At 37.0% G+C, this 24,583-nt stretch carries 24 protein-coding genes, 1 tRNA gene and 1 pseudogene; 22 read left to right on the top strand and 4 right to left on the bottom strand.

The annotated features are described in order from the left end of the window. Positions 1 to 292 precede the first annotated feature (292 nt). From hprK to JM172_RS20390, 5 genes are all read left to right on the top strand, one after another. Positions 293 to 1,222 (top strand): HPr(Ser) kinase/phosphatase, encoded by a 930-nt coding sequence (gene hprK / locus JM172_RS20410; protein ID WP_214484224.1) that lies wholly within the window; start codon positions 293 to 295, stop codon positions 1,220 to 1,222. Between the two features lie 44 nt (positions 1,223 to 1,266). Then, complete coding sequence (gene lgt / locus JM172_RS20405) at positions 1,267 to 2,079, top strand: prolipoprotein diacylglyceryl transferase (protein WP_214484223.1); 813 nt, start codon at positions 1,267 to 1,269, stop codon at positions 2,077 to 2,079. Positions 2,080 to 2,193: 114 nt separating this feature from the next. Continuing rightward, positions 2,194 to 3,138, top strand: coding sequence for a nucleoside recognition domain-containing protein (locus tag JM172_RS20400; protein WP_214484222.1), 945 nt, complete (start codon positions 2,194 to 2,196; stop codon positions 3,136 to 3,138). Then, positions 3,128 to 3,775, top strand: a complete 648-nt coding sequence (gene ppaX, locus JM172_RS20395) for a pyrophosphatase PpaX (protein ID WP_214484221.1) — start codon at positions 3,128 to 3,130, stop codon at positions 3,773 to 3,775. The genes JM172_RS20400 and ppaX overlap by 11 nt, the downstream gene beginning before the upstream one ends. After that, on the top strand, positions 3,772 to 4,305 hold the full coding sequence (locus JM172_RS20390; protein WP_214484220.1) for an acyltransferase: 534 nt from the start codon (positions 3,772 to 3,774) through the stop codon (positions 4,303 to 4,305). Before ppaX ends, JM172_RS20390 begins: the two co-directional genes overlap by 4 nt. A 277-nt stretch (positions 4,306 to 4,582) precedes the next feature. Here the strand turns inward: JM172_RS20390 and JM172_RS20385 are convergent, their stop codons facing one another. After that, positions 4,583 to 5,743 (bottom strand): cation:proton antiporter, encoded by a 1,161-nt coding sequence (locus JM172_RS20385; protein ID WP_214484219.1) that lies wholly within the window; start codon positions 5,741 to 5,743, stop codon positions 4,583 to 4,585. Between the two features lie 1,080 nt (positions 5,744 to 6,823). Between JM172_RS20385 and JM172_RS20380 the strand changes: the two genes are divergently transcribed. From JM172_RS20380 to hisIE, 9 genes and pseudogenes are all read left to right on the top strand, one after another. Beyond that, positions 6,824 to 7,993 carry an ATP phosphoribosyltransferase regulatory subunit gene (locus JM172_RS20380; protein ID WP_214484218.1) on the top strand — a complete coding sequence of 390 codons (1,170 nt, stop codon included), beginning with the start codon at positions 6,824 to 6,826 and terminating at the stop codon, positions 7,991 to 7,993. Positions 7,994 to 8,051: 58 nt separating this feature from the next. Then, entirely contained in the window at positions 8,052 to 8,690 is a 639-nt protein-coding gene (gene hisG, locus JM172_RS20375) for an ATP phosphoribosyltransferase (protein WP_250886800.1), read from the top strand. Continuing rightward, positions 8,687 to 9,973, top strand: coding sequence for a histidinol dehydrogenase (hisD, locus tag JM172_RS20370; RefSeq protein WP_214484217.1), 1,287 nt, complete (start codon positions 8,687 to 8,689; stop codon positions 9,971 to 9,973). Before hisG ends, hisD begins: the two co-directional genes overlap by 4 nt. Further along, complete coding sequence (gene hisB / locus JM172_RS20365; protein ID WP_214484216.1) at positions 9,973 to 10,557, top strand: imidazoleglycerol-phosphate dehydratase HisB; 585 nt, start codon at positions 9,973 to 9,975, stop codon at positions 10,555 to 10,557. Before hisD ends, hisB begins: the two co-directional genes overlap by 1 nt. Next, positions 10,558 to 11,184 (top strand): imidazole glycerol phosphate synthase subunit HisH, encoded by a 627-nt coding sequence (gene hisH, locus JM172_RS20360; protein WP_214484215.1) that lies wholly within the window; start codon positions 10,558 to 10,560, stop codon positions 11,182 to 11,184. Continuing rightward, positions 11,181 to 11,462 (top strand): annotated as a pseudogene (locus tag JM172_RS20355) (HisA/HisF-related TIM barrel protein); the annotation flags it as partial. The gene hisH and the pseudogene JM172_RS20355, both read left to right, overlap by 4 nt. 22 nt (positions 11,463 to 11,484) lie before the next feature. Then, positions 11,485 to 12,222 (top strand): 1-(5-phosphoribosyl)-5-[(5-phosphoribosylamino)methylideneamino]imidazole-4-carboxamide isomerase, encoded by a 738-nt coding sequence (gene hisA, locus JM172_RS20350; protein ID WP_214484213.1) that lies wholly within the window; start codon positions 11,485 to 11,487, stop codon positions 12,220 to 12,222. Continuing rightward, complete coding sequence (gene hisF / locus JM172_RS20345; RefSeq protein ID WP_214484212.1) at positions 12,219 to 12,977, top strand: imidazole glycerol phosphate synthase subunit HisF; 759 nt, start codon at positions 12,219 to 12,221, stop codon at positions 12,975 to 12,977. Before hisA ends, hisF begins: the two co-directional genes overlap by 4 nt. After that, positions 12,974 to 13,600 carry a bifunctional phosphoribosyl-AMP cyclohydrolase/phosphoribosyl-ATP diphosphatase HisIE gene (gene hisIE, locus JM172_RS20340; RefSeq protein ID WP_214484211.1) on the top strand — a complete coding sequence of 209 codons (627 nt, stop codon included), beginning with the start codon at positions 12,974 to 12,976 and terminating at the stop codon, positions 13,598 to 13,600. The genes hisF and hisIE overlap by 4 nt, the downstream gene beginning before the upstream one ends. 130 nt (positions 13,601 to 13,730) lie before the next feature. On the opposite strand, the gene JM172_RS20335 is transcribed toward hisIE, so the two are convergent. Then, positions 13,731 to 15,242, bottom strand: a complete 1,512-nt coding sequence (locus JM172_RS20335) for an MDR family MFS transporter (RefSeq protein WP_214484210.1) — start codon at positions 15,240 to 15,242, stop codon at positions 13,731 to 13,733. Between the two features lie 541 nt (positions 15,243 to 15,783). Here JM172_RS20335 and JM172_RS20330 point away from each other — a divergent pair. The 7 genes from JM172_RS20330 (at position 15,784) to JM172_RS20300 (ending at position 22,834) form a co-directional block, all read left to right on the top strand. Further along, positions 15,784 to 17,274 (top strand): tetratricopeptide repeat protein, encoded by a 1,491-nt coding sequence (locus JM172_RS20330; protein ID WP_214484209.1) that lies wholly within the window; start codon positions 15,784 to 15,786, stop codon positions 17,272 to 17,274. Between the two features lie 311 nt (positions 17,275 to 17,585). Beyond that, complete coding sequence (gene trxB / locus JM172_RS20325) at positions 17,586 to 18,527, top strand: thioredoxin-disulfide reductase (protein WP_214484235.1); 942 nt, start codon at positions 17,586 to 17,588, stop codon at positions 18,525 to 18,527. Between the two features lie 466 nt (positions 18,528 to 18,993). Beyond that, on the top strand, positions 18,994 to 19,452 hold the full coding sequence (locus tag JM172_RS20320; protein ID WP_214484208.1) for an 8-oxo-dGTP diphosphatase: 459 nt from the start codon (positions 18,994 to 18,996) through the stop codon (positions 19,450 to 19,452). A 22-nt stretch (positions 19,453 to 19,474) separates the two neighbouring features. Beyond that, complete coding sequence (rapZ, locus tag JM172_RS20315) at positions 19,475 to 20,362, top strand: RNase adapter RapZ (protein ID WP_214484207.1); 888 nt, start codon at positions 19,475 to 19,477, stop codon at positions 20,360 to 20,362. Positions 20,363 to 20,365: 3 nt separating this feature from the next. Then, on the top strand, positions 20,366 to 21,346 hold the full coding sequence (locus JM172_RS20310) for a gluconeogenesis factor YvcK family protein (protein ID WP_214484206.1): 981 nt from the start codon (positions 20,366 to 20,368) through the stop codon (positions 21,344 to 21,346). Positions 21,347 to 21,594: 248 nt separating this feature from the next. Next, positions 21,595 to 22,548, top strand: coding sequence for a DNA-binding protein WhiA (gene whiA / locus JM172_RS20305; protein ID WP_214484205.1), 954 nt, complete (start codon positions 21,595 to 21,597; stop codon positions 22,546 to 22,548). 28 nt (positions 22,549 to 22,576) lie between these two features. Next, a complete protein-coding gene (locus JM172_RS20300; protein WP_214484204.1) occupies positions 22,577 to 22,834 on the top strand; it encodes an HPr family phosphocarrier protein in 258 nt (85 codons plus the stop codon). Positions 22,835 to 22,889: 55 nt separating this feature from the next. Here JM172_RS20300 and clpP read toward each other — a convergent pair whose 3' ends face one another. Beyond that, on the bottom strand, positions 22,890 to 23,474 hold the full coding sequence (gene clpP / locus JM172_RS20295) for an ATP-dependent Clp endopeptidase proteolytic subunit ClpP (RefSeq protein ID WP_214484203.1): 585 nt from the start codon (positions 23,472 to 23,474) through the stop codon (positions 22,890 to 22,892). A 208-nt stretch (positions 23,475 to 23,682) separates the two neighbouring features. On the opposite strand from clpP, the gene JM172_RS20290 reads away from it, so the two are divergent. Continuing rightward, a tRNA-Arg gene (locus tag JM172_RS20290) sits at positions 23,683 to 23,754 on the top strand. A gap of 85 nt (positions 23,755 to 23,839) precedes the next feature. On the opposite strand, the gene JM172_RS20285 is transcribed toward JM172_RS20290, so the two are convergent. Next, on the bottom strand, positions 23,840 to 24,583 hold a 744-nt coding region (locus tag JM172_RS20285; protein ID WP_214484202.1), incomplete at its 5' end, for a transposase.

The raw sequence follows: 24,583 nt of genomic DNA, 5'->3' as shown, positions 1-24,583 counted from the left end.
GCCCATCACGTTGAGTCGCTTCACCGTTTCAAAAAGTGCCTTCAAATGAAAGGGATCCATTACTGTTTACGGGTTTCATGGCGCTTAGGCATTTCTTCTTTGTCTAGCTTCGTCTCCTATTTCTTCGAGATCACTTCATCATTTCATTCGAAGTCAAAAACGCTTTAAAATGAAATGCTTCTAGTGCCAGTCGGGACAAATCTATAGGCTAAGGTATTTCTTCTTTGTTAGTAAGGAAAAAAACTGATAAAATAAAGAAAGTGTTTGTGAGTGTTCAAAAAGGAGGATTTCTATGCCTAAGGTTAGAACGATAGACATTATAGATAAGTTTCAGTTAGAGTTGATAAGTGGAGAAGATGGGGTAAATAGACCGATTATTACGAGTGATTTATCTAGACCTGGGATTGAAATGGCGGGATATTTTACTTATTATCCAGCAGAACGAATACAGCTATTAGGTAAAACAGAGCTTTCATTTTATGATAAGTTAACAAAATCGGAAAAACAGCTTCGTATGAATAAATTATGTACTGATATTACACCTGGGATTATTATTTCAAGAGATTTGGACATTCCTGAAGAGTTAATTGAAGCTTCTGAGCGTGAGGTAGTACCTGTTATGCGTTCATCAATGAAGACAACACGCTTAACGAGCCGTTTAACAAACTATTTAGAAAGTAAGCTTGCACCTACAACTGCGGTTCATGGTGTGTTAGTAGACATATACGGTATAGGTGTATTAATTACAGGAAAAAGCGGTGTTGGAAAAAGTGAAACTGCTCTTGAATTAGTGAAGAGAGGGCATAGACTAGTTGCTGATGATTTAGTTGAGATTCGTGAAGAAGACCAAAACACCTTAATAGGAAACGCACCAGATCTGTTGGAACACTTACTAGAAATTCGTGGCTTAGGAATTATAAATGTCATGACATTGTTTGGTGCAGGAGCAGTTCGGAATTTTAAAAGAATTTCTTTAGTGATCACGTTAGAGCTTTGGGATCAAGCTAAACAATATGACCGTGTTGGTCTTGATGAAGATAAAATGAAAATTATTAATTCAGAAATAACACATTTAACAGTTCCTGTTCGTCCAGGAAGAAATTTAGCAGTCATTATTGAAGTAGCAGCTATGAATTTTCGATTAAAGAGGATGGGTATGGATGCTGCAGAACAATTTTCAAATAGATTAGCTGATGTCATTGAAGATAGTGAAGAGCTATAAGGTATACATATTTAATGTAGAAATAAATATTAGGAGTTGAGAGGATGGAAGAGCAAATACAGCCGTTAGATCGTGTTTTTCTTGAACTTGGTCCATTGTCGATTCAATGGTATGGAGCGATCATCGGTATCGGTGTCATTTTAGGTTTATATTTAGCTGTCAAGGAATCTGAAAAGAGAGGTCTTCATAAAGACACGTTTGTAGACTTAGTATTATTTGCAGTACCAATTGCTATTATTTCAGCAAGACTTTATTATGTTATTTTTAAGTGGGATTATTATTCAGAAAATCTTTTAGAAATTGTTATGATTAATCAAGGTGGCTTAGCCATTCACGGTGGTTTAATTGGGGCAGTATTAACGGCTATCGTCTTTGCGAGGAAAAAAGGTATTTCTTTTTGGAAGCTTGCAGATATCGCTGCACCAAGTATCATTTTAGGACAAGCTATCGGTAGATGGGGGAACTTTGTTAATCAAGAAGCACACGGTGGTGTTGTGACAAGGGAATTTCTGGAGAACCTACAGTTACCAGACTTTATTATAAATCAGATGTATATTAACGGGGCGTATTATCACCCAACTTTCTTATATGAGTCAATTTGGAGCCTCACTGGATTTATAATATTACTACTGCTAAGAAAAGTTAATTTAAAACGTGGTGAGCTATTCTTAACGTATGTCATTTGGTATTCATTTGGCCGCTTTTTCATTGAAGGAATGCGAACAGACAGCTTAATGCTAACTGAAAGCTTACGTGTTGCGCAGTTTATCTCGTTGTTATTAATTGGTCTTGCAATTGCTATGATTATAGTCCGAAGAGTAAAAGGGTATGCAGATAAAAGGTATAAAGATTCATAGAAGCTAAACAGTATAATAAGTGACGTTCAAAGTGAACAAATGTAAAGCAATTGGGTATTTACCAATTGCTTTACATTTTGTTATTATTCTAATTAAAAAGCTAGGAGTGGGAATTTGGTTGGGTCAGTTAAAAAGGGGTTTATTGTAGGGTTACAGACAACATGGACATTAGGGAAAATCATTTTTCCAGTTACATTAATAGTGACGATTTTACAATACACTGTTATTCTACAATGGATTATGAAAGGCATATCACCTTTGATGGGCTTGTTTGGACTATCAGGAGATGCAGCAATCCCGTTGGTTCTAGGGAATTTTCTCAATCTGTATGCTGCTATCGGTGCGATTTTAACACTTGATTTGACTGTAAAAGAAGTATTTATTTTAGCTGTGATGTTATCGTTTTCTCATAACTTGATAATAGAGTCAAGCGTTGCTGCAAGAGTAGGGGTAAAGCTCTGGATAATGATGGTTACTCGTATAGGATTAGCAGTTATATCAGCTTTCATGATTAATATTCTGTGGGCAGGCGGAAATGAGTTAGCTCAATATGGATTGATATCCAAGGAAGAAGAAGTTGTTACAGGCTGGGGAAGTATCATCATGGCTGGGGTAGAGAAGGGCTTAATAGGTATTTTACAACTTGCACTTATCGTTATTCCACTTATGATCGGTATACAAATATTAAAAGATCTAAAGTGGTTAGAGACGTTCTCCAAGTGGATGTCACCCTTGACGAAATTATTAGGTATGAAGGAGAATACGTCAACAACCTTAGCAGCTGGACTTTTATTTGGACTTGCATATGGATCTGGTGTGATGATTCAAGCAGTGAAGGAAGACGGTGTGTCTAAAAAAGATACTGTACTTGCATTTATATTTCTCGTTTCATGCCATGCTGTTATTGAAGATACACTCGTATTTATACCTTTAGGAATTCCAATTTTACCATTGTTATTAATACGTGTTTTCGTTGCAATACTATTAACGATGATTGTCGCTTTTATATGGAAAAAAGCAGAGTTGCATAACAGAAAGGAAGCTAACTATGACCATTAAGACGATACTGTTTGATTTAGACGGAACATTGATTGACACGAATGAATTAATTATCCAATCGTTTATGCATACATTAGAACAGTACTACCCTAATGATTACTCAAGAGAAGATGTGCTCGAATTCATTGGCCCACCGTTGTACGAATCATTACACTCAGTAGATAAAGATCGTGTTGAGGATATGGTAAAAACCTATCGCGAGTTTAATTTAGCAAATCATGATTTACTCGTAAAGGAATATGATAGTGTGTTTGATACCGTTAAAGCACTACACGAGCAAAAATTCAAGTTAGGAATTGTGACAACAAAAATGAGGTTAACGACAACAATGGGGCTAAAGCTCACAAACCTAGATCAGTTCTTTGATGTTGTCATTACTTTAGATGATGTTGAACGTGCAAAACCAGATCCTGAGCCAATTCATAAAGCATTACAGCAACTGAATGCTCTTCCACATGAAGCGATTATGGTCGGTGATAATCATCATGACATGTTGGCAGGGCAAAATGCTGGAACAAAAACTGCCGCCGTAGGGTGGGCGATTAAAGGTAGAGAACATTTAACACAATACAGCCCAGATTATGTTTTAGATAAAATGAGTGATTTACTCTCCATTGTAAAGGCTGAGAATCAGTGAGAAAAACAACAAGATATCCTGTAAATGGAGCCAATTCATTATGGCATGTATATAAAACAGTACCCTTTTGGAAAGTAGTAAAAAACTTTATCGTTATCCAAACAGCCCGCTATACGCCATTTTTAGGGATGAAAAACTGGTTATATCGTACATTTTTAAGAATGAAAGTTGGCGAACAAACATCTTTTGCATTAATGGTAATGCTAGATGTCATGTTTCCAGAAAAAATTACTGTAGGACGAAATACTGTGATCGGCTACAATACGACTATATTAGCACATGAATACTTAATTGAAGAGTACCGTCTTGGCGATGTTATAATTGGAGATGAGGTGCTAATTGGGGCTAACTCCACTATTTTACCTGGTGTAGTAATTGGTGATCGTGCGATAGTGTCTGCAGGGACGCTTGTACATAAAGACGTACCTGCTGGAGCATTTGTAGGCGGGAATCCCATGCAGATTATTTACACGAAAGAAGAGATGGAAAAACGTATTGAAAATGGTGTTAACGATAAAATCATGAGTTAATGCTTACATAGCAAAGAACCTGTTTCAACAAACAGGTTCTTATTTATGATATAGGCTTTTCTCGAGTTGGTAGCTACTTTTGGTGCTAGTAATAAATATTGCCTATTTAAAGTTTAATCTTTAAGTTAGTAAAAATGGTGCGTTAACCTAGTCCCTTCAGATCACTTCATCCTAAAGTAAATTGTACCTTCAGTGCTTCACGGGACTTCGAACAAGCCTTTCAATTTTTACAGCTTTTTAGCTACTTGGGGAAAATGCCCTCTCATGCTTGATGAGACTACCCAGTCGTCTCCACTTTATTGTTTTCATGCTTGTTTTCAGAGAAAAACCACTTCATCATAGGTGGTGTAACGATTGTTGTAATTAGGACTACAACTACAATTACTGCAAATAATTCTTGGCTTAGCAATGCGGCTTCTAGTCCTATCGCTGCAATAATTAATGCTACTTCACCTCTTGATACCATACCAGATCCGATACCCATAGAACTTCTCCAATTGAACCCAGCGGCTTTTGCACCAACTGCTGAACCAAGCAGTTTTGTAAGGATAGCTACGATACTAAGAATGACGATTAGTCCAATGTTATCACCAATGCCGAATAATTCTACAGTAACACCAATTGATGTGAAAAATACAGGTACAAAAATCGAGTAGCTGATTGTTTCTACTTTTTCGAACACTTCATGTTTATGATTAGTTAAACTGATCGCAACACCAGCGATGTAGGCACCAATAATTGCTGCAACACCTGCATACTCAGCGATAAACGCATAGGTAAAACAAATGATTAAGGCTGCAGAAATGACTGACTCAGTTACTTTTAATGGTGCAAACTTATTTAATACCCAAGGGACTACTTTCCAAGCTAAACCTATAGCTACGGCGAAGAAGATAACTTTCTTTATAATTACTTCCCCTAAATGAACATCCCCACCTGCTAAGCTCATTAAAAAGGCCAATGATACGATAACGAGAATATCATCAATGACAGCTGCTCCTAATATCGTTGCACCTTCTTTTGATTTAAGCTTATTCATTTCTTTCAATGCTTGGACTGAAATACTTACGCTTGTAGCAGAAAGTAATAATCCAAGAAATATAGCTTCAAATGTAGGTAAACCAATAATTACTCCTGATAAATATCCGATTGATAAAGGTACGATGATTCCAAGTACACCTACGTAAGTTGAAGCTTTTCCAGTGCGTTTAAATTCATCAACATCGGTTTCTAAACCCGCAATAAACATTAACAAAATGACACCGATTTGACTAATTTCACTCAAGATTTCTGTATCGTTAACGATTCCTAAAACGGTAGGGCCTAATACAATCCCTATTAATAACTTACCTAGAACAGATGGCTGGCCTAGCCTGACACTAATATCCCCTGCTATTTTTGAAGCAAATAAAATAGCTGCTAATTCAATAATAAGCACTGGTTATCTCCCCCTCTTTGTATACGTAATAATCAACTATAGTGCTCGTAGAATTCTTTTTCCCTAGTAAAAGACCTTTAAAAAGTAATAATTCCTCAGTAAACATCCGTGTTTAGTGGTGTTTTTGTCAATATTACTCCAATGTTTAATACGACTCACTTCTTAAAAAGATTCAAGAATTCATGATTTCTTTCGTAATATTCAACTTGTGTAATAGTAGGCTATATTAGTATCTCTCCTTTCCATCATTTTTTATCTAGAATGAATGAAGTAACTTTTGGTACTCTATTCATTATTTTTCTCACAAAAAAACCCTTACCAATGATGGTAAAGGTTTTTTACATAAAAAGGCCTTTACCAAATGATAAAGGTCTCGCTAACAACGTATGTTGCCAACAAAGCCGAGAGTATGATACTCCGTAATGACGACTTTGCTGTAAAAGCTACTCCCCTTTAGGAGAAAATTTAATTATATAAATGATCATAAAATAAACATTATAATTTTGTCAATGAATTAGGCTCAGTTGGTAAAAATTGTTGCTGTAGCTTCTAAACTATAAGCTGAGATTTGTTTTATCGAGGAAAAGGTGCCATCAGTTTTAGTTGTCTACGTGTTTGTTTTTTATTACGAGAAACAAATATTTAGGTAAACAGCCATTTATTAATATGGCTTTTTACCCATTATTTGTATATTTAATGCTGTATCTATGCAATATGGTATTTTTTAACTTATCGCAGACACCTTTTAGAATACAGCTACCTGTAGGTCACTACAGTATAAGCAGAAGAAGATTAAATTAATAAGCTCTATATAATATTATTTCAAAATAATAAAACCTCATTGTGAACAAATTAAATCATGAGCAATATATAACAATTTGTATCTTGACGGATGATAAAAGCCAAGTTACAATACTAAAAACTTTAATTTATTAGCAAATTAGCGAACTAAAGTGTTTTGGTTCAATTTTGGAATAAATTTCTATGTAGCTAGCGCATAATTGACATGGCCTCCGTTGCTTGTAAGGGATGCATAAGGCGCTGAAGCTTCACAAATTATTAACTAAAGGGCGGATTGAAATGCAGAAGCTTTTTATGTTTGAAAAGCCATTAGGTATGAGAGACACATTACCTTCTTTGTATGAAACTAAAAAAGAACTTAGGAGTGAGTTACTAAGGGGGATTGAGCAATGGGGTTATCAGCTAATTGAGACGCCAACGCTAGAGTATTATGATACCGTAGGGTCATCATCAGCGATTGCGGATAGGCAGCTGTTTAAACTCTTGGACCAGCAAGGTCATACGTTAGTTTTACGGCCGGATATGACAGCCCCTATTGCTAGGGTAGCTGCATCAAAATTATTAGCAAATAAGAACCCGTTACGTCTTGCCTATTCAGCAAACGTTTATCGCGCTCAACAACGCGAGGGGGGACGTCCAGCAGAGTTTGAACAGGTTGGAATTGAGTGTATAGGTGATCAGACACTAAGTGCAGACGCCGAAGTGATTGCTCTGCTAGTATCCTTATTACAAAATATTGGGTTAGAGACATTTGCAGTTACTGTTGGTCACATCGGATTTGTTAATGAATTATTTTTAGAAACGGTCGGTAATGAAGAACGTGCTAACACGTTGCGACGCTTCTTATATGAAAAAAACTTTGTCGGATATAAAGAACATGTGAAAGGTTTGTCTCTATCATCTATTGATAAACAACGTTTATTACAATTATTACATTTACGTGGTGACGAAAATATCATAGAGGATGCTATGCAGCTTGTTGACGGGGAGAGAGGTAAACAATTGCTTCTGGAATTGCAACTAGTATGTGAGCACCTACGATCGTTTGGTGTTTCCCAATTTATAAAATTAGATCTTACATTATTGAGCCATATGAGCTATTATACAGGTCTTTTATTTGAAGTATATGCAGAAAAAGTAGGTTTCTTACTTGGAAACGGTGGGCGCTATGATAATCTACTATCCAAATTTCATGTTGATGCACCAGCAACAGGGTTTGGAATACGAATAGATCGTCTATTAGAAGCGCTTGGATATTGTGGTCAAGAACCTCTTATTCATAGCGTCATTTACAGCTCTGATAACTTAAAACGAGCAATCGAGTTTGCAGACGAACGTAGAAAGAATGGTGAGCGTGTCATACTCCAAGATATATCTGGCCTTACGAACGTCGATGCTTATACAAAATCTTTTGCACAGGTTTCTTTTTTTATAGGAGAACAAAGCTGAAATTAATATATTGTATCTCATCACAGAAGGGAGATGAATAGGCTTGCTTACTATTGCTATGCCAAAGGGGCGCATTTTTACGGAAGCAGTTGAATTACTGAGAAAGGCTGGCTATCGGTTGCCTAATAAATTTGAAGCTTCACGTAAGTTGATTATAGATGTAGAGGAAGAACAAATTCAATTTATCCTTGCTAAGCCGATGGATGTGACAACGTATGTTGAATACGGTGTAGCTGATCTCGGTATCGCAGGCAAGGATGTCATGCTCGAAGAAGAGAGAGATGTATATGAGCTACTTGATCTTTATATTAGTCATTGTTACTTAGCAGTTGCTGGATTGCCCGGTGTAAAAACAACATATGTCTCACCCAAAGTAGCGACAAAATATCCAAATATTGCATCTACGTATTTTAGAGAGCAGGGAGAGCAAGTTGAAATTATAAAACTGAATGGTTCTATAGAATTAGCACCACTCATCGGCTTAGCTGATCGCATCGTTGATATCGTTTCAACAGGTCAGACTTTGCGGGAAAATGGACTTGTTGAAATGGAGCATATAGGACATGTAACTTCGAGACTAATTGTAAATCCAGTAAGCTATCGAATGAAGGAACAACAAATTGATGAGCTTGTTGAACGTCTTGCATCAATTATTGAGCAACTCGATTTTGCGATGGATGGTGAAAAAATGCTATGAACATAAAACGGGTATCAAAGGACATGACGTTGAAGCGAACAATTGATAGTGGAACAGAACAGCAGAGACAGTCAGTATTATCAATTATTGAGCAAGTTAAAGCAGATGGAGATGTAGCTCTTAGAGATTTAACAACGAAGTATGATGGTGTTCAGCTATCCTCTTTTCGTGTGACTGATGAAGAAATCTCAACTGCTTATGAAAAAGTAGATCAAACACTCATACAAGTAATGAGAGAGGCAGCAGAAAATATCCGAGATTATCACCAACGTCAAGTACGACAAACATGGATATCGATGAAAGAGGACGGATCATTATTAGGGCAAAAGATTACGCCGCTTGATGCTGTAGGGGTATATGTTCCTGGGGGAACGGCGGCTTACCCGTCTTCTGTCTTAATGAATGTCATACCCGCACAGGTTGCAGGCGTTGAACGCATTGTTATTGTTTCACCTCCTCAACATGATGGAGCGTTACCTCCCGCAGTTATTGTAGCTGCACATGAAGCAGGAATTAAAGAAATATATAAAATTGGAGGAGCACAAGCCATAGCGGCGCTTGCGTATGGGACTGAATCAATTCGTTCTGTTGATAAAATAGTCGGTCCAGGAAATATATATGTAGCACTTGCGAAACGTGAAGTGTTTGGGCATGTTGCTATTGATATGATAGCGGGACCTAGTGAAATTGTTGTATTAGCAGATGATACAGCTAATGCAAATGAAATTGCTGCTGATTTATTATCTCAAGCAGAGCATGATGCATTAGCCTCAAGCATCGTTGTGACACCGTCTATAGAACTTGCAAAACAAGTACAGCATGAGATTGAAAAACAACTTGAAACATTACCGCGTAAAGAAATCGCTCATGCATCATTACGAGATTATGGAGCGATCTATGTCACAAATAATTTAGTGGAAGCCATTGATGTTGTAAATGAACTTGCACCAGAACATCTAGAAATTATGACCATAGACCCAATGTCTATTGTAGCAAGTATTCGTCATGCTGGTGCTATTTTTCTTGGAAGGTATAGTTCAGAGCCAGTTGGTGATTATTTTGCTGGACCGAACCATGTACTTCCGACTAATGGGACTGCGCGTTTTTCAAGTCCTCTTTCAGTGGATGACTATGTTAAAAAATCAAGCATTATTTTATATAGTAAGGATGCGTTAATTACTAACGGAGCAAAGATTGCCTCTTTTGCACGAGCTGAAGGATTAGAAGCACATGCCCGTGCCATAGAGGTTCGTTTACCAACAGCTGATAAGGAGGGGTCATGATGAGGAATACGAGTGTAAATAGAGAGACGAATGAAACATCGATTCAGCTATCATTTGATATTGATGGAAAGGGAAATGCTGACCTTGAAACGGATGTTCCATTTCTAACACATATGTTAGATCTGTTTACCAAGCATGGACAATTTGATTTAGCAATACGTGCAAATGGTGACACTGAAATCGATGATCATCATACAACAGAGGATATAGGTATTTGTCTAGGACAGGCGCTAAGAGAAGCTCTTGGTAATAAGAGTGGAATTAAAAGATACGGAAATGCTTTCGTACCTATGGATGAAGCACTAGCACAGGTTGTCGTTGACCTCAGTAATCGCCCTCACTTTGTAATGAAGGGCGACTTGCCTAGTAAACGTGTCGGTTCTTTTGATACTGAGCTCGTTCATGAATTTCTTTGGAAGCTAGCGCTTGAGGCGCGTATAAATTTACATGTGATTATTCATTATGGTCATAATACACATCATATGATTGAAGGGGTATTTAAAGCATTAGGTCGAGCGCTTGATGAAGCAACTATGATCGATCCGAGAGTAAAAGCGGTACCATCTACGAAAGGGTTGTTATAAATGATCGGCATTGTTGATTATGGTATGGGGAATTTATATAGCGTGAGTAAAGCATTAGAACGGATGGGTGTTGACTATGTTATAACAGATGACCAGCGTCTGCTAAAACAAGCGAAAGGTTTGATTCTTCCGGGCGTTGGAGCATTTAAAGACGCGATGGCAATTTTAAACGACAGCGGATTGACTACATTTTTGAAGGATTCTGCTCAGCAAAGGAAACCACTCCTCGGTATTTGCCTAGGTATGCAGTTATTGTTTGATGAAAGTGAAGAAAATGGACTAACAGAGGGGCTTGGCTTAATTAAGGGACGTGTCGTCCGCTTTCCTCAAAATGACGCTTATAAAATACCACATATGGGATGGAATAAACTACATGTTCGCCAACCTTCATCACTTCTAGAAGGTGTGAAAAATGGATATGTATATTTTGTACATTCTTATTATGTTCAAGCAGGTAATCAGTCAGATGTGATTGCAAGTAGTGAGTATGCTGTGGATGTTCCAGCTGTGGTTGGTAAGGGCAATGTCTTTGGAGCGCAATTTCACCCAGAAAAAAGCAGTGATACAGGCTTAAGAATACTAGAAAACTTTGTAGCGCTTGTTGAAGGGAAGGTGTTGTCGTCATGAAACAATTTATGATTTATCCAGCGATTGATATTAGAAATGGCAAATGCGTTAGATTATTACAGGGCGACTACGCAAAAGAAACGATTTATGGAGAATCGCCATTAGCAATGGCGCAGCTCTTCGAAAATCAAGGAGCAACTTGGATTCATACTGTCGATTTAGATGGAGCAAAAGAGGGAAAGCCAGTGAATGACAGTAAAATCATTGACATTGCTGAACAATTACAAGCAAACGTACAGGTTGGTGGTGGAATTCGAACAGAGGCTGACATCGTCTATTTGAAGGGAAGGTGTTGTCGTCATGAAACAATTTATGATTTATCCAGCGATTGATATTAGAAATGGCAAATGCGTTAGATTATTACAGGGCGACTACGCAAAAGAAACGATTTATGGAGAATCGCCATTAGCAATGGCGCAGCTCTTCGAAAATCAAGGAGCAACTTGGATTCATACTGTCGATTTAGATGGAGCAAAAGAGGGAAAGCCAGTGAATGACAGTAAAATCATTGACATTGCTGAACAATTACAAGCAAACGTACAGGTTGGTGGTGGAATTCGAACAGAGGCTGACATCGTCTATTATCTAGAGAAAGGTATTAAGCGCATTATTTTAGGAAGTGCAGCAATTAACAACCCACCTTTTGTCAAAGAAATGCTTAAGAAATATCAGCAACATATTGCCATAGGTATCGATGCAAAAGATGGTTATGCAGCGATAGAAGGTTGGCTGGAGACTTCGACAATCAAAGCGACTGTAATTGGTAAGGAGCTTGCAGAACATGGAGCGGAAACTTTTATCTTTACAGATATTAAGACGGATGGCATGCTGTCAGGTCCTAACACCAATGCCGTCGTTGAAATGGCACAAGCTACGAATAAGCAGGTTATTGCATCAGGTGGAATTTCCTCACTTGATGATGTGAAGAGCTTAATGCAATACAAGCAAATAGGTGTAAGTGGTGCGATTATTGGAAAGGCGCTATACACGAATCAATTTACTGTAAGTGAGGCAGTGAGTGCGGTGAAAGACATATGATTACGAAGCGAATAATTCCATGTTTAGATGTCAAGGAAGGAAGAGTTGTGAAGGGAATCCAGTTTGTTGAACTACGTGATGCAGGTGACCCTGTTGAATTAGCCTCCTTCTATGATCAAGAGGGTGCAGATGAGTTAGTCTTTTTAGACATATCCGCTTCACATGAAGGAAGAAAAACGATGGTTGACGTCGTGCAAAGTGTTGCTGGTCAGCTAGCCATTCCGTTCACGGTTGGTGGTGGCATTAATAGTTTAGCAGATATGAAAAAGATGTTGCGTGCAGGTGCGGACAAAGTTTCAATAAACACAGCGGCTGTTAACAACCCTCACCTTATCACTGAAGGGGCAAATTATTTTGGTTCACAATGCATTGTCGTAGCGATTGACGCAAAATATGATCAAACGATTCAAACATGGCGAGTGTTTACACACGGAGGAAGGCAGGCAACTGAATGGCGCGTTATTGACTGGGCGAAAGAGGTTGTTAGACGCGGGGCAGGAGAAATTTTATTAACGAGTATGGATAGTGATGGTGAAAAGAGTGGTTTTGATATTGATTTGACGAAAGAAGTAAGCATGGCGGTTTCTGTACCTGTAATCGCATCTGGGGGAGCGGGTCGTGCAGCTCATTTTGTCGAGGCATTTACTGAAGGGAAAGCTGATGCTGCATTAGCTGCATCAATTTTTCATTACAAGGAAACATCAGTTAGAGAGGTGAAAACCTTTTTACATCAGAAGGGGGTGCATGTAAGGTGACGGTACCACATCTTACATTTAATGACCAAGGATTAGTGCCTGCAATTGTTCAAGATATCGTCAGTAAGGAAGTATTAATGTTAGCATATATGAATGAGGATTCTTTAGAAAAGTCTATCGAGACGGGAGAAACGTGGTTTTATAGTCGCTCTAGACAACAGTTGTGGCATAAAGGCGCAACATCAGGAAACACTCAAAAAATTATTGAAATGAAGTATGATTGTGATAAGGATGCATTACTAGTACTCGTTGAGCCAGCAGGTGTAGCTTGTCACAAAGGCACATATACATGCTTCACAGAAGAAATCGTAAGTGCAAAAGAACAGCTAGGACATGAACGCTTTGCTATTATAAATCAGTTAGAGCAAATTATAGCAAAAAGAGAAACAGAACGTGAAGAAGGCTCTTATACTACGTATTTATTTGATAAAGGTGTAGATAAAATATTGAAAAAGGTAGGAGAAGAAGCCGCGGAGGTCATTATTGCAGCAAAAAATCGTAATAGTGATGAACTTACTTGGGAGACAGCTGACCTACTTTATCACTTACTCGTATTGTTACGTGAGCAGAAGCTTCCATTAGATGATGTGCTAAATGTTTTAGAAAAAAGGCATAAGCAATAAATTGAACTTTCCAATCTCGAAGGTTTATTTAGGAAAGAGAAGAAATTGTGTCAAAGACGATAAAATTCCACCTAGTATTTTTGAGTATAGATCAAGCTAGGTGGAATTTTGACGTTGTTCAATTGATATACTAAGCAGTATCTTTTTTAGGCAGTAGCGCAATTAATATTAGACTAACAATGGCAAATCCGAGAACAACATAATATACAGAGTGAAGAGAGAAGGTTAGTCCATCTTGAAGTATTTGTTTTACACCTTCAGACAGCTGATTCCTTTCTTCCTCATTAAGTAAAATATTTGCTGAATTAATCGTTAACCCTTCAGTGTTGGTTCCCTGTTCATGAATATATTGCTGAAACTGATTGTTTAAGATTCCTCCAAGTAGAGCGGCACCTATTGTATTACCAACATTTCGCATGAACATGTTTGCTGCTGTGGCGACCCCGCGTTGTTTCCAGTCAACTGTACTTTGAATAGAAACAATAAAAGAAGTAGTCGTTAATCCCATCCCTACACCGATAAAAAATGAGCCAGTGGCAGCAGTAATAGGTCCTGCATCAGGAGACATGAAAACAAATATCATGCTTCCGAATATTAATGAAGCCCCACCGAACAAGGATGTTGTTCTAAAGCCAATTTTCAATAATAACCTACCAGCAACGGTCGCTGCAATTGGCCAACCGATACTCATCGTCGTCAATGTAAAACCAGCAACAATCGGTGACTGTTCCATGACCCCTTGTACAAATGCAGGTAGGAAACTAGAAATTCCGATAAGCATGATGCCTGTTGTCAAAGAAGCCATATTAGCAATAAATATGGAGCGCTCTTTCCATAAGTTAAAGGGCATCATCGGATCTACAGCACGTCTTTCTTGAAAAACGAATAACGTAATTGCAATGATTCCTATCGTTAGTAGACCTAATGTAGGTAGTGAAGTCCAAGACTGATTATTACCGCCTTCGACGAGAATAAACATAAAGGAAGCAATTGAAATGGTCAATAGTATAGCACCAAGGTAGTCAATGTCATGTTTCTTTTTTTCAACGTCTTCATGAAGAAAAGTCCATAAAGCGATGATCGCCAAAATACCAAGTGGTATATTAACCCAAAAGACATACCGCCAGCTAACGTACTCAACTAATAGCCCGCCTAAAGCAGGGCCGGTAATTGCAGAAATTCCCCAAACACTTGATAAATATCCTTGGATTTTGGCTCTTTCCTCTTTTGTATAAATATCACCGACAATGGTTGAAGCGATCGGCATAACAGCTCCTGCTCCAAATCCCTGTATGACACGAAAAAGAATTAGCATGCCCATTGATTGAGCAAATCCACATAATATAGAGCCTAATAAGAAAATGATAATACCAAAGGTAATAACTGGTTTGCGACCAAATAAATCAGACAGTTTACCATAAATAAGTACTGTAACAGCATTCATTAATAAATATCCAGAAAAAACCCAGCTATATAAAGAGAAACCCCCTAATTCTCCAACAATGACTGGCATAGCTGTAGATACAATGGTAGCTTCGATAGCAGCCATAAACATAGCAAGCATCACAGCAGCCAGGACTAAAGGTTTTTTTGTTTGCTTTTTCATTGGGACATTTGCAATATCATCTGCGGCTTGTCTCATAGGGTTGCTCCTTCCTCTTTAACGCACATTATTATAGTATTATAACCTAAAACTTACACTGTTTTTGGACAACATATGTATGTTATACTACCATCGGTGAAATGAACTTAATTTTAAGTATTTAATTTAATAAGTAGTAGAAATTATTTATGGCTGTTTACACTTTAAATGTTGTTTTTTGTGCTAAGAGTTAAATCTGTATACCATTAGGTTTGTGAATGTGACTACTCTCATCATAAATGGTTTTGGGTTATTAGTACCAACAAGCAACAAATTTTCTGAAAAGAGCCAGTTTAAATATTAAGCCAGAATTGTATGTTTGCCTCAGGCACCATCAATGCGAGGTCATAAAGTCAAAATGCAAGAAGATTAACAAGCAATCTTCCTGTCATTTCATCTAATTTAGCAGATATATTAATGAGTAGTATTGTCCACAAGGCGTGGACTGATTTTGGTGAATCTAGCACCTTATGTTTAACAGGAAATACACTTTTGAACAAATTGAGTGTTCAAGTAGGAAGATATTTTTATGGAGGCACGAATGGGGAAAAACTCAAAACAATCAGCGATTATCATTCCATTTCAAGATGATGAGAAACTTTTCTTGAAAGGAAAAAAAGCTTATCGAAATAGCGATTTATATAAAGCGAAGAAGTATTTATCTCGTGCAATACAACTGAAACCAAATGAGCCGGAGTATTTATGTCAAATGGCGATCGTTCTTATGGAGAATGGAGAGTTTCAGCAATCAAATATTATGTTAACTAATATATTGGAAAATGTAGACCCAACGATGGTGGAATGTTCATATTTTATGGCAAATAATTATGCTCACCTAGGGTTATTTCAAATGTCACGCAAATATGCGCTTGAGTATCTTAAACAAGCTCCAAATGGAGATTTTAGTGAAGATACTGAGGATCTACTCGAGCTGTTAAGTATTGAATATGATGTAAGCACAGAAGCGCAAGATAGTGAGGAAGATGCGCTCATCTTAAATCAAGAAAGAGCGCGAAGCTTGTTAGAAGATGGTCAGTTTTCAGAAGCTATACAATTATTAAACTCTATGATTAAGGAAAACCCTGAATTTTGGTCAGCTTATAATAATTTAGCGTTAGCCCATTTCTACTTAGGCGATTTAAATCGTGCTATACAAACCCTTGACGAGGTTTTTGATAAAAACCCTGGGAATCTACACGCGCTTTGTAATATGGTTATCTTCTTTTATTACCATAAAGAAGATGAGCTTGTTAAGCCACTTATCAATAAACTTGAAAAAGTATACCCAATCACGGTTGAGCATCGCTACAAGCTTGGAGCGACCTTTGCGCTAGTAGGAGAGTCAAAGCTAGCGTACAAGTGGTTAAAACAGCTTTATAGACAAGGGTTTGAAGGTGATGGCACGTATTATTATTGGCTAGCAAATGCCGCGTATTACTCTGATCACGAAAGCTTTGCAAAGAATATATGGAAAAAAGTTATTGAACTCAGTCCAGATAGGCACGGCACAGAGCCTTGGAAAGTTCATATTGCTCATGAGGTTGTTAAAGGTGCAAACTCACTATTGAAGAGTGAAAATAAATATGAACGATTGTATGGTTTGTTTTTAGTTAGTCAAGGAGGTAAAGTTGAACCAACTGGGATTTATCAAGAAAATGATCAAACAAAATATACAACATTTGAAAGTGAGTTTGCTCAATATATGACTGATAAAATTAGCCAGAAGGGATTAAATAGTCATACAGGCTACATTAAGAATTCATACATGATATTGGATCATATTTTTAAAAGTAATAAACTGAGTCATGTAGAAATGGCTGACCTTTTCAACAAGGCATGCTTAGTATTTGATAATGGAATAATTATGAAATATGAACTTTTGAATACACAAGCTTGGGCTGCAGCAATTGAATATAAATGGAAAAAGTTATTACGTAAAAAAGTTACTCAACGAGAGGTTGCCTTAAAATATGATGTTTCGGTAAAAACTGTTTCAAAATATGGTGAATTTGTGAATGTTCTTCTTCAGTGAGCAGATTATTGGACGATTCATTCAGTGTCTTATAGGATACAATTAAGGAAAGGCGCTTTTCGTATACTTTGTTGGTATGTTAAAAACTAAAACAGCACATAAGTATTTATGAGATTATCATCGTTAATAAAGATAAAAGGATGCCTGGAACTTTACGTGCTTATATCTTAATACGAAAAGTAACAATCAATGCGAAAACAGCCAAAGGAAAAGGTATTATATATTCATTGACTTATAGAGATGTTCTAAGTGAAAGAATATTTTATAACATTCTTATGAGTGAATCAGTTAATAATGAAGGAGTGAATAAAATGGCAGAAGATACAATTTACGATGTAGTAATTATTGGAGCAGGACCTGCTGGAATGACAGCAGCGGTATATACATCAAGAGCTAATTTGTCAACGATTATGGTGGAACGTGGTGTTCCTGGTGGTCAAATGGCGAACACTGAGGACGTTGAGAACTTTCCGGGATTTGAATCAATCTTAGGGCCAGAGCTATCTGATAAAATGTTCGAGCATTCGAAGAAATTTGGTGCTGAATATGCATATGGCGATATTAAGGAAATTATAGATGGTGAAGAGTATAAAACTGTGGTCACTAGTAGTAAGGAATTAAAAGCAAGAGCAGTTATTATTGCCACTGGTGCAGAATATAAAAAACTAGGCGTGCCTGGTGAAAATGAATTAGGTGGTCGAGGTGTATCATATTGCGCAGTTTGTGATGGAGCCTTTTTTAAAGGAAAAGAACTGGTTGTTGTAGGTGGTGGAGATTCTGCAGTAGAGGAAGGGGTATACCTAACTCGTTATGCATCTAAAGTGACGATTGTTCATCGTCGTGATCAGCTTCGAGCGCAACAAATACTACAACAGCGTGCATTTGATAATGACAAGATTGATTTTATTTGGAACCATACTGTGAAACAGGTTAATGAAAAAGACGGAAAAGTGGGTAGTGTGACACTAGTTGATACTCAAACAGGTGAGGAACAAGAATTTAATACTGATGGTGTGTTCATATACATCGGTTTAAATCCATTATCAAAACCGTTCGCAAACCTTGGTATTACGAATGAAAATGGATATATTGAAACGAATGAGCAGATGGAGACGAAGATTCCTGGTATTTTTGCATCAGGAGACATTCGAGAAAAAACTGTTCGACAAATCGTTACAGCTACTGGTGATGGAAGTGTTGCAGCCCAAAGTGCAGCGCATTATATTGAAGAGTTAAAAGAGAAATCGAAATAATTATAACAAAACCGTAATAACGTTTTAACCGAGTTGTAACACAGGTGCAACAATTATTAGGTACTATAAATATAAGTAATTGACCCCCTTTTATAAATATATCCTTGGCACGGGAAATGACCCCGTGCCCTTTTTTTATATTACCTTAATTCGTGAGATCCTCTAATTTTGAACGTTAGAGGTATACGTACTTATTTCTAAGACCGGAAAAGTAATAATTAATGCGAAAACTACATTATATAGGTATGTTATAAGCTATATTCTCTGTTTGTCATTTATGACAATACAACGACCTGAACGCAATGTCCTTTGCTTGTCTTCTGAAACAGATGATGCCAATCGTTAGCGATAGGACGGTTGATATTGAGTGGAAATGAGTGCCTTCCGTATTTCTTTTATACCATTTATTGTGACGAGCTAGTAGAAATAGTATAATTAATGGTATAAATACAACGAGGTGAAAGGCGTGCAAAGAGTAACTAATTGCGTCTTAGTTCATGAAGGTCAAGTATTACTTTTACAAAAGCCTAGTAGAGGCTGGTGGGTAGCACCTGGTGGCAAAATGGAACAGGGAGAATCCATTAGAGAATCTTGCATACGTGAATTTCGTGAAGAAACAGGTATATTTATAAAAGATCCAAGCATCAAAGGTATTTTCACAATATTGATAAAAGAGCAAAATCAAATCATTTCGGAATGGATGATGTTTACCTTTCTATCCACACAATTTGATGGTAGCAATGTGAAAGAGTCAGAGGAAGGGAAGGTTGCATGGCAGAAAGTGGATCAAATATCCAAGCTACCTATGGCGCCAGGTGACTATCACATTATTGACTATATGGTTAATGGAAAAGGTATCATTTATGGTACTTTCACATATACGCCGAACTTTGAGTTGCTTTCTTATCGATTAGATCCTAGTTAAACGTGTTTGAGGGGGTAATAGTATGAGTACTGGCTCAATGAGTGATATCCAAATGGTCATTATTACAGGAATGTCTGGTGCAGGGAAAACGGTAGCCATACAAAGCTTTGAAGATTTAGGATATTTTTGTGTTGATAATCTACCGCCTTCTTTACTTCCGAAATTTCTAGAACTTATGAAGGATTCCGGTAATAAGATGAATAAAGTAGCACTTGGAATGGACTTAAGAGGAAGAGAATTTTTTGAAACACTATTTGAAGCACTAGATGATATGGCAGAGAAATCGTGGATCACACCTCAAATCTTATTTTTAGATGCCAAGGATGCGACTTTAGTTAGTCGTTATAAAGAGACGAGGAGATCTCATCCGCTGTCTCAAGAAGGACTTCCTCTTGAAGGTATTCAGCTAGAAAGAAAAATGTTGGAAGAATTAAAGGGAAGAGCACAGCTGATTTATGATACATCTGATTTAAAACCTCGTGACTTGAGGGAAAAGATATTACAGCAGTTTGCAACCCAAGGTAAACAAATTTTTACTGTTAATGTTGTATCTTTTGGCTTTAAATATGGTTTGCCGATAGATGCTGATTTAGTCTTCGATGTTCGTTTTTTACCGAACCCTCATTATATTGATCATATGAGACCTAAAACTGGTCTCAATGAAGAAGTTTCATCATATGTATTAAAATGGAACGATACGCAAAAATTTTTAACAAAAGTTGTTGATTTATTGACTTTTATGCTGCCACATTATAAAAGAGAAGGAAAGAGCCAGCTCATCGTTGCAATTGGATGTACTGGTGGTCAGCACCGCTCCGTAACACTAGCGGAGTATTTAGGTCAATATTTTGAAAATAGCTATAAAACTCGTATATCTCATCGAGATATTGACAAGCGAAAGGAAAAATAATACATGGAAAGAAAAAAACAGCCTAATATTGTAATTATAGGCGGAGGTACAGGCTTACCTGTCTTATTGCGGGGCTTAAAGCAATACCCTGTGAATATCACCGCTATCGTTACAGTGGCTGATGATGGTGGGAGCTCAGGAAGACTTAGAAACGAGCTTGACATTCCACCACCTGGTGATATTAGAAATGTGTTAGTAGCTTTATCAGATGTTGAACCATTGGTTGAAGAGTTGTTCCAGTATAGGTTTGAGGATGGCAATGGTTTGTCTGGACATTCATTGGGAAATATTATCTTAGCTGCAATGACAAATATAACAGGCGATTTTGTTCATGCAATTGGAGAAATGAGCAAAGTGTTAAACGTGAGAGGTCAAGTGTTACCAGCTGCTAATAGAAGCGTTAATTTGCATGCTGAAATGGCAGATGGAACATTGGTATCTGGAGAATCAAAAATACCTGATTATGGAAAGAAGATCCAACGTGTCTTTTTGACACCTGAAGATGTTAAGCCGCTTTCTGAGACAATAGCAGCAATACGCGAAGCAGATTTAATTGTTATTGGCCCCGGAAGTTTATATACAAGTATTTTACCTAACCTATTAGTTTCTAATATAGGAAAAGAGGTTTGTGCTGCAGCAGCAAAAAAGGTCTATATGTGTAATGTGATGACTCAGTTTGGAGAAACATCAAACTATACAGCAAGTGACCATGTTAGAGCACTTTATGATCATATGAAATGCGATTTTCTTGATGTGATTATGGTGAATGAAGAGGAAATCCCTGCGTACATTATGGATAGATATGCAAAAGAAATGGCTCAACCAGTCATATATGATATCGAACGATTAAAGGATTTAGGGTTAGATATTATTCACGATAATATTATTAGCTTTGAAGATGGAGTCATTCGACATGACACAAAGAAAGTAGCATCTCTCTTATACTCACTTTTACAGAATGTTCACAAAATCCATGGAATGTAACGGTCGTATACAAAGTACTCATTTACCTTTTATGTACGAGTGTGATAGCATTTTAATGGAACTACTTAATTTTTGAATGCAAAATACAATTTTGTTTGTATTTGCATATACTAGTTATATTGGAAGGAGTCAAGGAGGTTGCTCAATGTAAGTAACCTCAGAGGTGACAGAAGCTATACCGCCTTATTCTGCGTCGACCTTTTTGTCCTCCTATTTAACGCGCATATAGATAAAAGGGGCTGAGAGGTATGTCATATGCATCAGAGACCAAAAAGGAACTCACAAATATTGAAATTAAAGATTGCTGTGCAAAGTCAGAGCTCTCTGCATTAATAAGAATGAATGGGTCATTAACTTTTTCAAATCGTAAACTCATTGTAACTATCCAAACTGAAAATGCAGCAATCGCAAGACGTATCTATACATTGCTAAAGAGATTGTATGATGTCTCAGTTGAACTATTAGTTAGAAAAAAAATGCGTTTGAAAAAGAATAATGTATATATTGTTCGCTTAATTGAAAGCGCTAAAGGTATTCTTGAAGACTTAAAAATCATCGATGAAGGTTTCTCGTTTCTTGGAAGGATTTCAGATGACTTAATTAAGAAAAAATGTTGTAAAAGATCTTATTTGCGTGGAGCTTTTTTAGCAGGCGGATCGATCAATAATCCAGAAACGTCTTCATACCACCTAGAGATATTTTCGTTATATCGGGAACATAGTCAAGCACTTTGTGAATTAATGAACACCAGCTTTCAATTAAATTGTAAAATGATTGAAAGAAAAAAAGGCTTTGTAACGTATTTAAAAGAAGCTGAAAAGATTGCTGAATTTCTAAATATTATCGGTGCCCATAGTGCATTGTTAAGATTTGAAGATGTCCGTATTGTTAGAGACATGAGGAATTCAGTTAATCGCTTAGTGAACTGTGAGACTGCCAATTTAAATAAAACAGTCGGTGCAGCTATTAGGCAAGTAGAAAATATTCGGTATATTGATGAAACAGTAGGGCTTAGTTCACTTCCCGACAAGCTTCGAGTTATTGCAGAGCTAAGAATTACTTATCAAGATGTTACATTAAAGGAACTAGGTGAAATGCTACCTGGTGGAAGCATAAGTAAATCAGGGATTAATCATCGCCTTCGAAAAATAGATGAAATCGCAGACAAGCTGCGATCAGGTCATTCTATTAAAACAAAATAATAGCTTTTGAAAAAGGGAGGAACATGAAATGGTTGAAAAAAAAGTAGAGGTACAATTGAAAACAGGATTACAAGCTCGACCAGCAGCTCTATTTGTTCAAGAGGCGAATCGTTACGCTTCAGATATTTTTTTAGAGAAGAATGGCAAAAAGGTAAATGCTAAAAGCATTATGGGCTTAATGAGCTTAGCGGTTAGCAATGGTTCAACAATTACATTGTATGCTGATGGGCAAGATGAAGAAGAAGCACTTGAAGCATTATGTAATTTTGTTATTCAAAATGGCTAAATAAAACCCTCTCACAACAGTGAGAGGGTTTTTTGCTTATTTAGTAAGTAGATGATTACTTCGCAGGATCTAGAACTTTATCGATTAAGCCGTATTCTGTGGCTTTTTCTGCAGTCATAAAATTATCACGCTCTGTATCACGTTCGATCACTTCTAACGGCTGACCAGTACGTTCAGAAAGGATACCATTTAATTTATCACGTAAGAATAAAATGCGCTTCGCAGCAATTTCTATTTCGGTTGCTTGACCTTGTGCACCACCTAGTGGTTGGTGAATCATCACTTCACTATTTGGTAAAGCAAAACGCTTGCCTTTCGTACCAGCAGCTAGTAAAAATGCACCCATCGATGCAGCCATACCAATACACATTGTTGAAACATTCGGTTTAATAAACTGCATCGTATCATAAATAGCCATACCAGCAGTAATTGATCCACCAGGACTATTTATATATAACGAAATATCTTTATCAGAATCTTCTGCTGTTAGAAATAATAATTGTGCTACAATTGAATTTGCTACATTATCATCAATTGCACTCCCCAATAAAATAATACGATCCTTTAATAATCGTGAGTAAATGTCATATGCTCTTTCTCCGCGATTTGTCTGTTCGATAACAGTAGGAATTAGATTCAATTCAATTATCCTCCTTTTTAAACTTTATTTAGATATTTATGTAATTTTTATCATACACCTATGGTCAATAAAGGTCAAACGAAAAGTACTAACAATACTATCTTATTCATGTTTTTTTAAATCCATACCTGCTATACCTAAATACTACTGAATTCTGCTTGCATTGTACATCAATCTAACATATAATATTGAAAGCAATCTGTTATATGCCCTCGTAGTGTAGTGGATAGCACGAGAGATTCCGGTTCTCTTAGGGTGGGTTCGAATCCTGTCGAGGGCGTTACATAAGAGAAAAGAGGCTGGGACATAACTAGCCTCAAAAAATTCACCTTTTTTCTATTTAGAGTGGTAGGGCCTCTATTACCTTATTTGTTGGCAGTGATTTTGTTTAAATTCACAGCCATTAACGCAATGCCCATTTCGTTTTCCACCTTCGATTTTCCACGTACAGAAAATCGAGAGAAACACAAATTCGCCTTCAAAAATCCAAAAACTGGTTCCACATCGATTTTTCGTTTTCGATAGATGGCACTCGTTTTCTCTTCTGAAAGCTTCGCTCTTACATATTCTTTTTGCTGTTCCCATTTTTCATTCACCATTAGTTTTCGATTGTTGCCTTCTTTTGCTTTTGTACATAATGAACGGAATGGGCATGAGGAACAGTCTTCACACTCATAGATTTTGAACTTCCGTTCAAAACCTGTACGGTCATTGCGAATAGAATGATATTGAAATTGAAGACGTTTTTGATTAGGACATGTATAGGTATCTGTTTCCTCATCATACTCCCAGTTGTCAGGATTAAATGTGTTTTGTCGGTACTTTTTCTTTTTTTCTTTTAAATATAGGTTATATGTAATAAGTGCTTCTCGTTTTCTATTAGAAAGGATATCATTATAGTTCTGTTCACTGCCATAACCTGCATCTGCAACAATGTGGTTCGGTAACTCGAAATAGTGTTGCTCAATTTCATCTAGAAATGGAATTAACGTACGTGTATCTGTTGGGTTTGTAAACAAACTATAGGCAAGCGTGTATTGACCTTCCGTTGCGATTTGTACATTGTAACCAGCTTTCAATTGTCCGTTTTTCATATAATCATCTTTCAT

Origin of the sequence: Bacillus sp. SM2101 (genome assembly GCF_018588585.1) — a bacterium.
In the GTDB taxonomy this organism is placed as follows: Bacteria; Bacillota; Bacilli; order Bacillales; family SM2101; genus Nanhaiella; species Nanhaiella sioensis.
Note: the sequence above shows the minus strand (reverse complement) of the source record. Positions and strands in the feature narration are given on the sequence as shown.